The organism is Nguyenibacter sp. L1, assembly GCF_035199985.1.
Lineage (GTDB): Bacteria > Pseudomonadota > Alphaproteobacteria > Acetobacterales > Acetobacteraceae > Gluconacetobacter > Gluconacetobacter vanlangensis.
On record NZ_CP127015.1, the window covers coordinates 594453 to 608146 of the forward strand.

The following is a 13694-nucleotide window of genomic DNA, read 5'->3' on the forward strand; positions in this document are numbered from 1 at the left end:
GCTTACGTGCATTGCATGAATTTTCCGAACGTATCAATATGTGTCGAAATTATGTCAGTTCCCTTCTGACGGAGCATATCGACCGTGCATCATGGCTGACGGATCGGCACGCCCCCTGTTTCGGGCGGAAGCCCTCAAATGGCATCAGGAAGCCTGGATCGGCTCGGTACAACTTGTAGAGCCGATCTCCGGGCGCATCGCCTCACTATGCTCTGTGGTGCTGGTCGCGGCGGCGTGTCTCTATGTCGCGTTCGGGACCTATACGCGGCGGATTCACGCCAATGGTTTGATGCTGCCGCCGACCGGGTTGGTGGTCGCGGAGGCAGACCAGAGCGGTATTGTCGCATCAACGTCGGTCAAGGAAGGGGTGCATGTCACGGCCGGAGAACGATTGTTCACCCTGGATATCGAAAGCTGGTCCGAAGCCGGGCCAACCGGCCGGCAATCGCTGGATAGTCTGGGGGCGGAGCGAGATCTCCTGACGGCCCGACGCGCGTTGTTGAACGCGGATGCTCCGGTCGAACTGGAATCGTTTCGGGACGAACTGACGGCGCTGGAAAAGCAGCAGACCATGCTGACCGAACAGGTTGGGCGGGACAATGCGTCGTTGCCGCTGGTGGAACGGGCGATGAGCGAAATGCGGACGGCGATCGGCACCCATCTGGTGACGGAAAGCCAGTTCCAGAGCCAGCTTTATACCTATGTACAGTTCATGAATACGCACTCGCAGACCTTGCGCACGCTGGTCGAAACGGGCGGCCAGATTTCTGACCTGCGCTACAAGATCGATCGGCACCGCTACAAGGTGGATGAAGATCTGAACGACCTCGATGTGCGTCTGGCCGATATCAAGCGCCAGATTGCCCAGGCACGGGGCCAGGCCGGAACGGTCATCGACGCCCGTGTCAGCGGGACGGTGGACGGTATCCGTGCGTCGGTCGGGCAGCGCGTCGCGGCCGGCCAGCCCCTGGCCAGCATTCTTCCCGACAATGCCGAATTGCTGGCCGAGCTGTACGTGGATAGTCGGGCGGTCGGTTTCGTGCGGCCTGGGCAGCATGTGCTGCTGAAATATGCGGCCTATCCGTTCCAGAGATTCGGTTTGTATGATGGTACCGTCGTTGAAGTGACGAAAGCGCCCCTGCCAGAGCGGAATGGGTTCGTTTCTAGGGACAATGGCGATAGTGAGGCCAACAGCGCCTCGCCACGGCCACAAGGCGATACCTATCGTATTCGGGTGCGACCGGATCGGTCCTATGTGTTGGCCTATGGCCAGCAGGAGCGGCTGACGCCGGGGATGGCGGTGGAGGCGGAGATCGCGATCGATCGCCGTCATCTGTATCAGTGGCTGCTTGATCCGGTCATCTCGATGACATCGACGCTGAAGTCGGTTTCCGGTGGTCCCGTGTCCAGGACGATGCCGTAATGCTGCGGCCGATCCAGACCGGGTTTCGCCGAAAACTCCCCGTTATCCTGCAAACCGAGACAGCGGAATGCGGGTTGGCCTGCCTGGCGATGATCTTGTGTGGCCATGGGCATCTGATCGATCTGGCCTCCCTGCGTCGACAGGCTGCGGTGTCTGGGTCCGGCCTCAACCTGCGGTCTCTGATGCGGATTGCCGACCGGTTCGGGCTGCATAGCCGGCCGGTCAAGCTCGATCTACCGGCGCTGGCGAAGCTATCTCTGCCTTGTGTCCTGCATTGGGATTTCAACCATTTCGTGGTGCTGGTGAAAGCCGGCGAGAAAGAGATCCTGATCCACGATCCGGCACGGGGCGCGCGCAGGCTGACGCTGGACGAAGCGTCGCGACATTTTACCGGTGTGGCCCTGGAACTGACCCCGGCCGCGACATTCGAGAAGCGCGATGAGCGCCGGCTGTTGAGCATCGGCGACATGTTCCGCCATATCTCGGGATTGAAGGGGGCGCTGCTGGCGCTGGGCGGTCTTTCCCTGGGTCTGGAAGTCATTGCCCTGGCCAATCCCATGCTGGCGCAGGTGATCATCGACGAGGTACTGACGACGGGAGACCGTTCCCTGTTGTGGACGATCGCCGCCGGTTTGGTACTTCTGGTGGTCTTGCAGGGGGTGATCGCGACATTTCGGTCGTGGATGGTCATGCTGCTGTCCACGCGAATCTCCATGCAATGGAATATCAGCCTCTTCTCCCATCTCATGGGCTTGCCACAGGACTATTTCGCGAAGCGTGGTGCGGGTGACATCCTGTCGCGCTTTGGTAGCCTCGGGACGATCCAGCAGACCTTCACGACCGACCTGGTGCAAAGTGTGATGGACGGTCTGATGGCGATCGGCATGTTCGTCATGATCGTGATCTACGGGAAATGGCTGACGGCGATCGTCGTGATGTCTTCTCTGCTCGATCTGATGGTGCGGATCGTTCTGTTTGGACCTTATCGGGAAATGTCCGAAGAGGCGCTGGTCCATGGTGCGGCCCAGCAAGGGCATTTTCTGGAGACGTTGCGCGGGATGCGCAGCATCAAGTTGCTGTCCCTGGAAGGACGACGGAAGATCGCCTGGGGCAACAGGCTGGTCGACAGTATCAATGCGGGATTGAAGATCCAACGGTATGACCTGATTTTTACACGCGTGCAGGAGGCGCTGTTCGGGCTCGATCGTGTGCTGATGCTAATTCTTGGAGCCCGGATGGTGATCTCGGCCGAGATGTCGGTCGGGATGCTGGTGGCGTTTCTGAGCTACCGGGATCAATTTGCAAGCCGCTTCGGGAGTCTGGTAACGGCTGGATTCAAGATCAGGAATCTTAAGGTGCAATGTGATCGGCTCTCCGATATTGCGTTGGCCGAAGCTGAAGTCTCCGGTCAGGTTCAGGCTATATCGCCTGCTCCAATCATGATCGATACCAAACCTGATGTGCCGGTGATCGAATGCCGGAATATCGGCTATCGCTATGGCAAGGAAGATGCCTGGGTGTTCCGGGGCGTCAATCTGAAGGTGCCGGCCGGAGAAAACCTGACTATTACGGGACCATCCGGTTGCGGCAAATCCACCTTTCTGGCGATCGTGATGGGACTGATCCAGCCGGAGGAAGGTCAGGTGCTGTGGAATGGCGTCGAACTTGGGCCAGCAAACCGGGAAGTGTATCGATCACAGGTTGCCGGCGTGCTTCAGGACGATATTCTATTGTCAGGAAGCATTGCTGAGAATATCGCAGGCTTTGATGAAAGAATGGATCTGGCATGGGTGGTTGAGTGCGCGAGGAACGCGCAGATCTTGGAGGATATACAGCGCATGCCAATGGGGTTTGAGACGTTGATTAGCGAAATGGGACATACTCTTTCGGGAGGGCAGAGGCAGCGTATCATCTTAGCAAGAGCATTTTATAGAAAGCCAAATATTTTATTTCTTGATGAAGCTACCAGTCATCTTGATCTCGACACAGAGCTGTTGGTTTATAACAATGTTGAAAAATTAAACTGCAGTATTATAGAAATAACACATCGAACTTTCGCCGAAAGCCAAACAAAAAATACTTTCAAAATGCAATAGCGGTATTATCGTAACGATCTGTTAATCATTTAGAATTCGAATCTATTTTGATTGCATATATAAAAATTTTAATAAGCGAATTTTTATTTCTCTTTGGTTTATTAAAATTATATTTAAAATTGCAACTGAAATTTACCTAATGACCTAATGATTGGGTCCTTCATCCTAATAGAAATGGGAAAATAATGATATTTTAAATCGAAACGATCGCTATTCTCAGAGAAGGAGTTAAACTTTGTGAGAAAATTGCGGGCCATCGTCATGAATCATGATCACACTCGTATCTTCTGTCGCCCAATATAATAAATGTTTAAGATCGGATTGTATGTTGCAAGAAATATATTTTCGTTATAAATATAAGATCCCTCAAAAGAGGGGCTTAGGGTAACGGATTTTCCTTTTTTCTTATGAGGAGTGGGAATGATGATTTCCGAACTTAACATGAATGATATCGATTTTATATCAGGTGGTCGGCCGTCTATTAGTGCCGTAGGAGGAGCCCTCGGTTTTGCTTCTAACGTGTTATCACTTGGACAGTTTGCTTATGAAAATTTTGGGAGTATCGAGCATGCTGCGAGTACTGCTTTAAGTTATTATGATATGTGGAGTGATTCTTTCGATTTTTAATTAGAGCATCATCCGGCCGGGCGCACTCACCCGATCGGATGAACTCTTGTTAAACCAATGATCTGGAGCCATATCCGTGAACCAACGTGAACGGATATGGCTCTATTTGGTTTCAAAAATTACCTTGCTTATATTGAGAAACTTCTTTAAACAATCTGATTTAACGCAATAATTCCTCATGTATAGGTTTCTTAAAAAATTGATAGGATGCGTTTCAGCGTCAGGTATCCTCTGCCGTTGGAAGAGAGAGCGAGAGGCATTTCGGCTGGATGACATTCTCATGCATAGAAATACTCACTCGTGATTAAACGGGCTTGATGTATGACTTTTATTAAAAAATATAAGAATTTTATTTCTCATGGAGGAATTTTTGTCGTTATAATATCACAAATATTAATAATGTATGTATCGGCAGAATTTTTAATTACAGTAATTAACATCTTAGGTGTGAATGATATTGGTTTGGGATTGGTACCTTATAGAAGGAGTCCATTATCAAACGGGATCGTAAATTTTTTCATCGCATTCTCAATGTGCTTTGTTGATCCGCTCATTGAAACGATATTGTTCCAATTTTTATTATATAAAATAATAAAAAATAAGTATAATTATATTATAATTTCATCTTTTATTTTTGGAATATCTCACAATTATAGTTTATTATATATTTTAATTATGTTTTTGTTTGGCTCAATATATTCAACTACATTTTATTTTAGAGCAGAAACCCGAAATAAGCCACTTATTACAGTTTATTTAATGCATTCCATTTGGAATATTTTAGTCTTCATTAAGACCTTTTTGGTTGATATTTAATGGGAGTCTCAATCCAGCCCGTCTTATTCAGAAGGCTGCAGTTTGGTCAGACCCTCTGATCAGCGGGACACCTCCAAAAACTCCGTTTTGGTTCTACGGAGGATGATAGATTCCGTCTGAGGCGCTTTGCCCGAAACATGGAAACCAGATCGTAGGGAGGGCGTCAGCCCTTGCTTCCATCCGAGCGCAGAATCGCCTGCATCAAGACAGGGCTGCCATCCAGGCTCACGAGCCGCCAGTCCGCAAACCACGCCCCCTTCGTGTCCCGGCCTGTGATCGGCCTGACAACGGCGTCATGAAGATGGCGCAGCACTTCCCAGTCCAGGCGCGTCCGGGCCTGGGAGATGCCAGCCTTGCTGGCGACCCTCATCGTCGCGGATGGACCCATCACCCACTGGACCCCTCGAGCAGACACCGTAGCACCTCGCGATACGAACTCTGCATGTAGAGGCCAAGCGCGATCATATAATAGACGACGACATGAGCCGGCAGATCACGCTGCCGCAGGCTCGCCTTGTCGTTGGCCTCCAGCGCGGCTCGCACCGCCGCGATCGGAAATGTCCGCGCAATCACGCCCAGGCTGATGTGATCCGTAATTCTGGGACCCGAAGGTAACTCCGCGACCGTTCGTGCCATCCTGCGTCTCCTCCTCGTGATCTCAGAATGGCATAAAACTCACTAAGTGAACGGTATTGGGGCTAAAGCGCTAGATGTCCCTCAAATCGATGATTGAGGTATCCAGGCTCAACCGATTGACGAAATCATCAATATTGAGATGAAGCGTCACACGCGCGCTGCCGACGGAATTGTCGAAACCTATTGCTGGCGTCCATGTGTAGCAAAGCTCCACGCACCGACTGTTCTTTGCACCGACTGTCCACGCCGATGTGATTACGTCCCAACCTCGATCGGTAAACCGTAGAATCTTCGACATGCTTTGCTCCTTTGCAAATAGATGGCAAGCGCCCGTCTCCTTATGTGGATGATAATCGGCGGCACGACATAATCGCACGTAATCCCCGTCGCCACTATTGTCGGCGTAGCGTGTCGCCACAGTCCAGATCGGGACCGTGCCGGGACACTGAGAATCCGCCCAGGATCATTATCTGCTTACAGAGTTTTTCTGCCCATCAAGCGAACTGACGCCCATCGGAGGAAAGCGCGCATTGTAATCAAGGCACTCCCAATCCTTGCTCAGGCGTCGGCAGCGGTCAACCAGGCGACGGTGCGCTCCACAATCCATCGCCTGGGCAGGACTATGAATTGACCGGCGTCACTGCGCCGCACGATCTCGACGTTCACGAAGCAGCAGACCCTGGCCAGCCCTTTCTGGAACTTGTCCCCTGATAGCCGGCATCGGCATGGAGTTTCAGCAGGAACGGATACAGGCCGAACACGGCACGACGCCGCCATCGCGGTCCTGGATGGGCGTGGCCCGCCATTCCCCACGTCCCGATCGGCAGGCGTCAGCCCTATTCCTCGTAGGTCGTCACGGAAAATTCCGCCAGCCCGGCCGGCCCGAAGGACGTGCTCAACGCAACGTCGGTCGCATCCCGGCCCCGCGCCATGACGATCCGCCCGATCCGCGGCCGGTTGTGCCGCGCGTCGAACGTGTACCACTGGCCGTCCAGCCAGACCTCGAACCAGGCCGAGAAATCCATCGGGTCGGGCACCGGCGGCACGCCGATATCGCCCAGATAGCCCGTGCAATAGCGCGCCGGAATGTTCATGCAGCGGCACAGCGCCACCGCCAGGTGGGCGAAGTCGCGGCACACCCCCACCCGCTCGCGATAGGCTTCATGGGCCGAACGCGTGGGCCGTGCCTGGCCGTAATCGAAGCGGATATGGTCGTGGACGAAGGCGGTGATCGCCTGCACCCTGCCCCAACCCGGCGCCAGGTGGCCGAACAGCGACCACGCGATGGGCGACAGCAGGTCGGTCTCGCAATACCGGCTGCCCAGCAGAAAGACCAGGCAATCGGACGGCAAATCCTGCACCGGCACCTCGCGCGCCGTCGGCATCTGCCGGTCCGGCAGGCCGCTGTCGGCGATCACGAAGGACATGCTGGTCCGGAACAGCCCCGCCGGGGCCAGCACCCGCGTGCAGCGATTGCCGAACCCGTCCAGATAGCGTTGGCTGGGTACCGGCGGGTCGAAACACGGGATCTGCGGCGTCATCAGATCGGGCTCGCGGTCCGGATGGACCTCCAGCATCAGCACGATCGGCGTCGGGGACGACAGCAGCAGCGCGATGTCATAACCGGCTCGGATCAGCATGCCGTCCCTCTCCCCGACGCCGCGCGCGCCGCGACCGACGTGGCCCGACTACTGTGATCCGACCAGGCCGCACCGTCAATGCGCCCCGGTCAAACGCACCCCGTCAATGCGCCTCAATGCGGCGTGGTGGCGTGCGCCCGCTTGTAGATCACGTTCGGCAACTGCCTGGCCAGGATCAGTTCCACCGCCCGCGCCGACAGGCCGGTCTGTTCGGCGAACCAGTCCAGGTCGGACGGCGTGAACAGCGCCCGGACCATCTCCTCGGTGGCGGGCCCGGCCTCGTGGTCGGTACGCCAGCGCATGACGATATCGCCATACCCCGCCGCCGCCGCCCGGTCGGCAAAGCCGTACAGCCCATGCTCGCGGCGCACCCGGTCCAGATATTCGTTCAGCGCGCTGATCAGTCCGGAGTGGTCATAGCGCGCGCCGGTCAGGAAATCCCCCAGCGCCGACGCCGATTTGGCCAGAGACATCGTTCCCCTCCTTGCATGAGGTCTTGCGGAACATATCATCCAGCGCGCCGGACCGCCGATCGTTTCCCTCTCCCGCAACTGTGACACAATGTCCATGCCGCGCCCCTGCCGCGAAGCCCCTGCCGCGAAGCCCCTGCCGCGAACGAAAAACCGGGGCCCCTTGGGGGGCCCCGGTTTCCCGCGGATGAGACGACACAGAGGAATGGCCTTGCGGCCATCTTCTGCATAACATCCATGCCTCGCACGAAGCAATCAGCCTCACGACAATGTGCGATCACTCGCACGCGCGTTGCGAAATTCCCCGTCCAGTTCGGAATACATAAAAAAGGGGCGGCCCTCACGGCCACCCCTCTCCACTATGCGGACGGTGTCGGAACCCGGGACCAGGCGTCCGAACGGAGCACCCGGATCGCCCGCGATCAGAAATTCCCGCGATCAGAAATTATCGTCGCCGCCGCCCCAATCGCCGCCTCCGAAATCGCCGCCGGCATCGAACCCCGGATCGACGTCGGTGCCGGTCCCGCCGAACGGATCGGCGGACGGCGCGGTACCGTAATTATTGTTGATGATGGTCTCGCCGGGCATGCCGCCCCCGAACCCGCCGCCAAGCCCGCCATCATGATGGCCGCTGAACAGGTCGGTCAGCGCATTGCCCACCATCATGCCGCCGGCAACCCCGGCCGCCGTCGTCAGCGCCGAGCCCAGGAAGCCGCTGCCGCGCGCGGGAAACATCCCGGGCTGCATGCCTTGCGGATAGACCGGCTGCGGCGGCGGGGGCGCGGCCTGCTGGCCGCCCCAGCCCGGCGGGGGCGGCGCCTGGGTGCGCTGCCCACCGCCGAACAGCCCGCCGAACAGCCCGCCGCCACCGGCCGGCCGCTGCTGACCCTGCTGGGCCTGGAGCGCCTGCTGGGCCTGCTGCAATTCCCATTGCAGTTGCTGGATGCGGTTCTGCGCCGCCACCAGCGCGGCTTCCTGCACCACCGCCATCTGGGTCACGCGATAGCGCGCCTCGGGATATTGCTGGAACATCTGGCCGATATACTGGTCGGCCTGGGGGTCGATCGGGGGCAGGTTGGGCGTCGTCGCAGGCACGCTGCCGAATCCCCCCTGCGGTGCGCCGCCGACGCGGGCGACGAACTTCGTGATAAGGTCGCGTTCCTCGTTGTTCATCGTATCCGTCCTGTCTCCGCTGAAGGGTCGGACCCAAGATGTGGCGTGGACCAGCGATTTCCGCAAGCCCACCCCGCCTTCCGGTCCGCGCGCCATACCTGTATGGTGCGCCCCTTCCGCGTGCCGGACGGCACGCCCCGTCTTCACGCCCCGTCTTATCGCCTACCGGAGCATCCTTTCCATGGTCCCGGCCTCCGCGCCCCGCCCGCCCGTTCCCCCGTCCGCCAAGCGCCCGCTGTCATTCCAGGCGCTGATCCTCAAGCTGCACCAGTTCTGGTCCGAGCAGGGCTGCGCGATCCTGCAACCCTACGATACCGAGGTCGGGGCCGGTACGCTCTCGCCGCACACCACATTGCGCGCGCTGGGCACCCGGCCGTGGAAGGCCGCCTATGTCCAGCCCTGCCGCCGCCCGTCGGACGGACGCTACGGCGAAAACCCCAACCGGCTGCAGCACTACTATCAGTACCAGGTCCTGCTGAAGCCCACGCCCGAGGACAGCCAGAAGCTGCTGCTCGACAGCTACCGCGCGATCGGGATCGACCCGCTGGAGCACGACATCCGCTTCGTCGAGGACGACTGGGAAAACCCCACCATCGGCGCCTGGGGCCTGGGGTGGGAGGTCTGGTGCGACGGGATGGAAGTCACCCAGTTCACCTATTTCCAGCAGGTCGGCGGCATCCCCACGGTGGTCCCCTCGACCGAACTGACCTACGGGCTGGAACGGCTGGCGATGTACGTCCAGGGCATCGAGAATGTCTACGACCTGGATTTCAACGGCCAGGGCCTGACCTACGGCGACGTGTTCCTGCGGGCCGAGCGCGATTATTCGCGCCATAATTTCGAACTGGCGGATACCGACATGCTCCACCGCCATTTCATCGACGCCGAGCGCGAGGCGATCGCCCTGGTCGAGCACGGCATCGCCCAGCCCGCCTACGACCAGTGCCTCAAGGCCAGCCATTTGTTCAACCTGCTGGACGCGCGCGGCGTCATCAGCGTCAGCGAGCGCGCCGCCTATATCGGCCGGGTACGCACCCTGGCGCGGCGCTGCTGCGAAGCGTGGCTGGCGGGCGAGGAATAAGATCATGCCCGAATTGCTGCTCGAACTGTTCTCCGAGGAAATCCCCGCGCGCATGCAGGCCCGCGCGGCCGAGGACCTGGTCCGGCTGGTGAGCGACGCCCTGGCGCCGCTGAACCCGCGCGCGGCCACCGGCTTCTCCGGCCCCCGCCGGATCGCCCTGACCCTGACCCTGGACGCCGTGGTGCCCGGCACGATCGCCGTCGAGCGCGGCCCGCGCGAAGGCGCGCCCGACAAGGCGCTGGACGGCTTCACCCGCAAGCACGGCGTCACCCGGGACGACCTGGCGCTCCAGGACGGGTTCTGGGTGCTCAGCCGCACGCTCCCCCCCGTCGAAGCCGCGGCCCGGATCGCCGAGGCGCTGCCGCCGCTGCTGCGCCGCTTTCCCTGGCCGAAATCCATGCGCTGGGGCGACGGCAGCGCCTTCACCTGGGTCCGGCCGCTGCGCCGTATCCTGTGCCTGCTGGACGGCCAGGTGGTCGGCATCACCCTGGCCGAGGACGGGAACGGAAACGGGAACGGGGGCGATGACGGCCACGGCCTGCACTCCGCCGACCTGACCGAGGGCCATCGCTTCACCGCGCCCGGGGCCTTCGCCGTCACCAGCGCCGCCGACTGGGCCCAGGGCCTGCGCGCGCGGCAGGTCCTGGTCGACGCCGCCGAACGCCGCGCGCTGATCGAGGCCGACACCCAGCGCCTGGCCGCCGAGGAAGGGCTGCGCGTGGTCGCCGATCCCGGACTGGTGGACGAAATCGCGGGCCTGACCGAATGGCCGGTCGCGTTCCTGGGCCGCATCGACGAATCCTTCATGGACCTGCCGCCCGAGGTCATGCAGGTCTCGATGCGCGTCAACCAGCGCTATTTCGCGCTGCGCAACGATGACGGCTCGGCCGCGCCGCGCTTCGCCTTCGTCGCCAACCTGCTGCCCGCCGACGGCGGCGCCCTGACCATCGCCGGCAATGAACGGGTGCTGCGCGCCCGCTTCGCCGACGCCCGCCATTTCTGGGACCTCGACCGCGCCCGCCCGCTGGCCGGCCGCGTCGGCGCGCTCGACGGCATCGTCTTCCACGCCGCCCTCGGCAGCCAGGGCGAACGCGTGGCCCGCATCGTCCGCCTCGCCGGCATCCTGGCGCCGCTGGTCGGCGCCGACGCGGCGCAGGCCGAACGCGCCGCCCTGCTGGCCAAGGCCGACCTGACCACCGGCATGGTCGGCGAATTCCCCGAACTCCAGGGGGTGATGGGCGCCTATTACGCCCGCCATGACGGCGAGGACGACGCGGTCGCCGACGCGATCGCCGATCATTACATGCCGCGCGGCCTCAATGACGGCGTGCCGACCGCCCCGGTCTCCATCGCCGTGGCGCTCGCCGACAAGATCGACAGCCTGACCGCCTTCTTCGCCGCCGGCGAGAAGCCGGGCGGCTCGGGCGATCCCTACGCGCTGCGCCGCGCCGCCCTGGGCGTCATCCGCATCATCCGCGACAACGCGCTGCGCCTCGACCTGGTCAGCCTGTTCGTGCAGGCCGCCCGGGCCCTGCCGCCCGCCCTGCGCGACGCGCCGGACCTCGACGCCCTGCCCGGCTTCGTCGCCGAGCGGCTGCGCGTGCAGCTCCGCGCCGAGGGCGCGCGGCACGACATCCTGGCCGCGATCTCCAGCGGCAATGCCGACAGCGACATCACCCGCCTGCTGGCCCGCACCGAGGCCCTGGCCGCCATGCTGGCCACCGATGACGGGCGGAACCTGCTGGCGGCGACCCGGCGCGCGGCGAACATCCTGCGCATCGAGGACCGCAAGGACGGCCCGCACGAGGGCGCGCCCGATCCGGCGCTCTATGCCCAGCCCGAGGAACGCGCCCTGGCCGACATGCTGGGCGACGCCATTCCCACGGTCGAAGCCGCCATCACCGAGGAACGCTTCACCGACGCCATGCGCGCGACGGCCCGCCTCCGTCCTGTCCTGGACAGGTTCTTCGACATGGTGACGGTCAATGCCGACCAGGCCGAACTGCGCCTCAACCGGCTGCGCCTGCTGTCCGAACTGCGGCGAATGACGGTGCTGATCGCCGATTTCAGCCAGATCGAAGGCTGAAACCGAGGCCGGAACGGCTCCCCTGCCCTCTGCCGGCGTCCTCCAGAAGGGACGCCAGAAACACCAGCCGGGCCGGCCCGCCGTCACGCACCAGCAGCAGGGCATTCTGCCGGAAGCGGCGGGCCAGCACCCGGGCGCGCGCCAGCGGCATGCGGGCGGCGAACAACGGCTCGCCCCACCGTCCCAGGCGCCCCTCGCCGCGGCGGGCCGGCACCCCCGCCAGATGCGCCGCCAGCCGGGCCATCATGCGCTCGTTCCACCCGTCGGGGCGCCGCCGGCCGCCGGGATTGGCCGCGCTGATGAACACGATATCCCCCCGGATCCCGCTCCGCCTGTCTCCCTGCGCGTCTCCCTGGCCGGCCACCGGCCGGCAGCCGACGCGCAGCACCATGCCCCCCGCGTGATAGGTACTGCGCCGATAGGCGCGCGCCGTCGGCACGTCGACGGGCCGGATGCCGGTCATGCGCCGCTCACCCCTCTTCCGTCTCGGCCTCGCCGAAGCGCGAATTGCGGTGCACCCATGCCGACAGCAGCAGGCCGAAGCCGAACATCACCGTCAGCATCGCCGATCCGCCATAGGAAATCAGCGGCAGCGGCACCCCTCCCACCGGGATCGCCCCCATCACCATCGACAGGTTGACCGCGCAATACAGGAAGAAATTGGTGGCGATTCCCAGCCCCAGCAGCCGGCCGAACTGGTTGCGGCTGCGCAGGGCGATCAGCATGCCGCCCAGGATCATCAGCATCAGCAGCCCGATCACCGCGATCCCGCCGACATAGCCCCATTCCTCGGCGATCATGGTGAAGATGAAGTCGGTCTGCTTTTCCGGCAGGAAATTCAACTGCCCCTGCGTGCCATGCAGATAGCCCTGCCCCCACATCCCGCCCGACCCCAGCGCGATCTTGGACTGGATGATGTTGTACCCGGCACCCAGCGGATCGCTCTCCGGATGCAGGAAGGTGGTGATCCGCGCCTTCTGGTAGTCGTGCAGATGGGCATAGACGATCTTGCCCAGGAACGGCACCGGCGCCAGCAGCAGCGCGATCTGCCAGATCCGCATCCCGGCGGCGAAGAAGATCGCCGCCCCGACCAGGCCGGTGATCACCGCGGTCCCCAGGTTGGGCTCCTTCAGCACCAGTCCGACCGGCAGCAGCACCAGCAGCGCCGGCGGCAGCAGATAGAGCGGATTGGCCATCTTGCGGTAATTGACCCGATGGAACCAGGTGGCCAGCACCAGGACCAGCGCGATCTTCGCCAGTTCCGACGGCTGGATCTGCATGCCGCCGACGATCAGCCAGCGTTCCGCCCCCTTGCCGACATGCCCCATCCGCAGCACCGCCACCAGCAGCAGCATGGACAGGCCGTAAAGCGGCCAGGCCAGGCGCACCAGTACGCGCGGACTGGTCAGCGCCACGCAGACCATCATCACCAGCCCGATGGCGAAGCGGATGCTCTGCGGTCCGGCGAAGGGACGCGACGACCCGCCGGCCGCCGAATACAGCGCGCCGTACCCCACCCCCGCCAGGACGCAGATCAGCAGCACATACAGCCAGTTGACCTGCCAGAGCTTGGCCAGGATGCGGAAATTGGGCTCGGCGCGCAGCAGGCGCTTCTGAAAATTCATCTCCCCTCCGGCCCGCCTGAG

13 protein-coding genes and 1 pseudogene are annotated in these 13694 nt (G+C 61.3%); 6 read left to right on the forward strand and 8 right to left on the reverse strand.

What is annotated here, in order from left to right:
- Positions 1–91: 91 nt before the first annotated feature.
- The 4 genes from QN315_RS02670 (at position 92) to QN315_RS19540 (ending at position 4962) form a co-directional block, all read left to right on the forward strand.
- Complete coding sequence (locus tag QN315_RS02670) at positions 92–1423, forward strand: HlyD family efflux transporter periplasmic adaptor subunit (protein WP_323991380.1); 1332 nt, start codon at positions 92–94, stop codon at positions 1421–1423.
- On the forward strand, positions 1423–3519 hold the full coding sequence (locus tag QN315_RS02675; RefSeq protein WP_323991381.1) for a peptidase domain-containing ABC transporter: 2097 nt from the start codon (positions 1423–1425) through the stop codon (positions 3517–3519). The genes QN315_RS02670 and QN315_RS02675 overlap by 1 nt, the downstream gene beginning before the upstream one ends.
- 420 nt (positions 3520–3939) lie before the next feature.
- Positions 3940–4146 (forward strand): hypothetical protein, encoded by a 207-nt coding sequence (locus QN315_RS02680; protein ID WP_323991382.1) that lies wholly within the window; start codon positions 3940–3942, stop codon positions 4144–4146.
- Positions 4147–4545: 399 nt separating this feature from the next.
- On the forward strand, positions 4546–4962 hold the full coding sequence (locus QN315_RS19540; protein WP_408904681.1) for a type II CAAX prenyl endopeptidase Rce1 family protein: 417 nt from the start codon (positions 4546–4548) through the stop codon (positions 4960–4962).
- Positions 4963–5349: 387 nt separating this feature from the next.
- Here QN315_RS19540 and QN315_RS02685 read toward each other — a convergent pair whose 3' ends face one another.
- From QN315_RS02685 to QN315_RS02710, 6 genes and pseudogenes are all read right to left on the reverse strand, one after another.
- Positions 5350–5598 carry a transposase domain-containing protein gene (locus tag QN315_RS02685; RefSeq protein ID WP_323991383.1) on the reverse strand — a complete coding sequence of 83 codons (249 nt, stop codon included), beginning with the start codon at positions 5596–5598 and terminating at the stop codon, positions 5350–5352.
- Positions 5599–5668: 70 nt separating this feature from the next.
- The gene (locus tag QN315_RS02690) at positions 5669–5896 is read right to left on the reverse strand and encodes a hypothetical protein (protein ID WP_323991384.1); all 228 of its coding nucleotides are present in this window, start codon (positions 5894–5896) and stop codon (positions 5669–5671) included.
- 176 nt (positions 5897–6072) lie between these two features.
- Positions 6073–6397: pseudogene (locus QN315_RS02695) on the reverse strand (transposase); the annotation flags it as partial.
- A gap of 37 nt (positions 6398–6434) precedes the next feature.
- Positions 6435–7238, reverse strand: coding sequence for a transglutaminase family protein (locus QN315_RS02700; protein ID WP_323991385.1), 804 nt, complete (start codon positions 7236–7238; stop codon positions 6435–6437).
- 113 nt (positions 7239–7351) lie between these two features.
- A complete protein-coding gene (locus QN315_RS02705; RefSeq protein ID WP_176640348.1) occupies positions 7352–7711 on the reverse strand; it encodes a YidB family protein in 360 nt (119 codons plus the stop codon).
- 435 nt (positions 7712–8146) lie between these two features.
- On the reverse strand, positions 8147–8881 hold the full coding sequence (locus QN315_RS02710) for a DUF2076 domain-containing protein (RefSeq protein WP_323991386.1): 735 nt from the start codon (positions 8879–8881) through the stop codon (positions 8147–8149).
- Between the two features lie 181 nt (positions 8882–9062).
- Between QN315_RS02710 and QN315_RS02715 the strand changes: the two genes are divergently transcribed.
- Positions 9063–9962, forward strand: coding sequence for a glycine--tRNA ligase subunit alpha (locus QN315_RS02715; RefSeq protein WP_323991387.1), 900 nt, complete (start codon positions 9063–9065; stop codon positions 9960–9962).
- Between the two features lie 4 nt (positions 9963–9966).
- Entirely contained in the window at positions 9967–12048 is a 2082-nt protein-coding gene (gene glyS / locus QN315_RS02720) for a glycine--tRNA ligase subunit beta (RefSeq protein WP_323991388.1), read from the forward strand.
- On the opposite strand, the gene QN315_RS02725 is transcribed toward glyS, so the two are convergent.
- Entirely contained in the window at positions 12029–12511 is a 483-nt protein-coding gene (locus QN315_RS02725; protein ID WP_323991389.1) for a DUF3293 domain-containing protein, read from the reverse strand. The genes glyS and QN315_RS02725 overlap by 20 nt on opposite strands.
- Positions 12512–12518: 7 nt before the next feature.
- On the reverse strand, positions 12519–13673 hold the full coding sequence (gene rodA / locus QN315_RS02730; RefSeq protein ID WP_176640549.1) for a rod shape-determining protein RodA: 1155 nt from the start codon (positions 13671–13673) through the stop codon (positions 12519–12521).
- Positions 13674–13694: the final 21 nt, after the last annotated feature.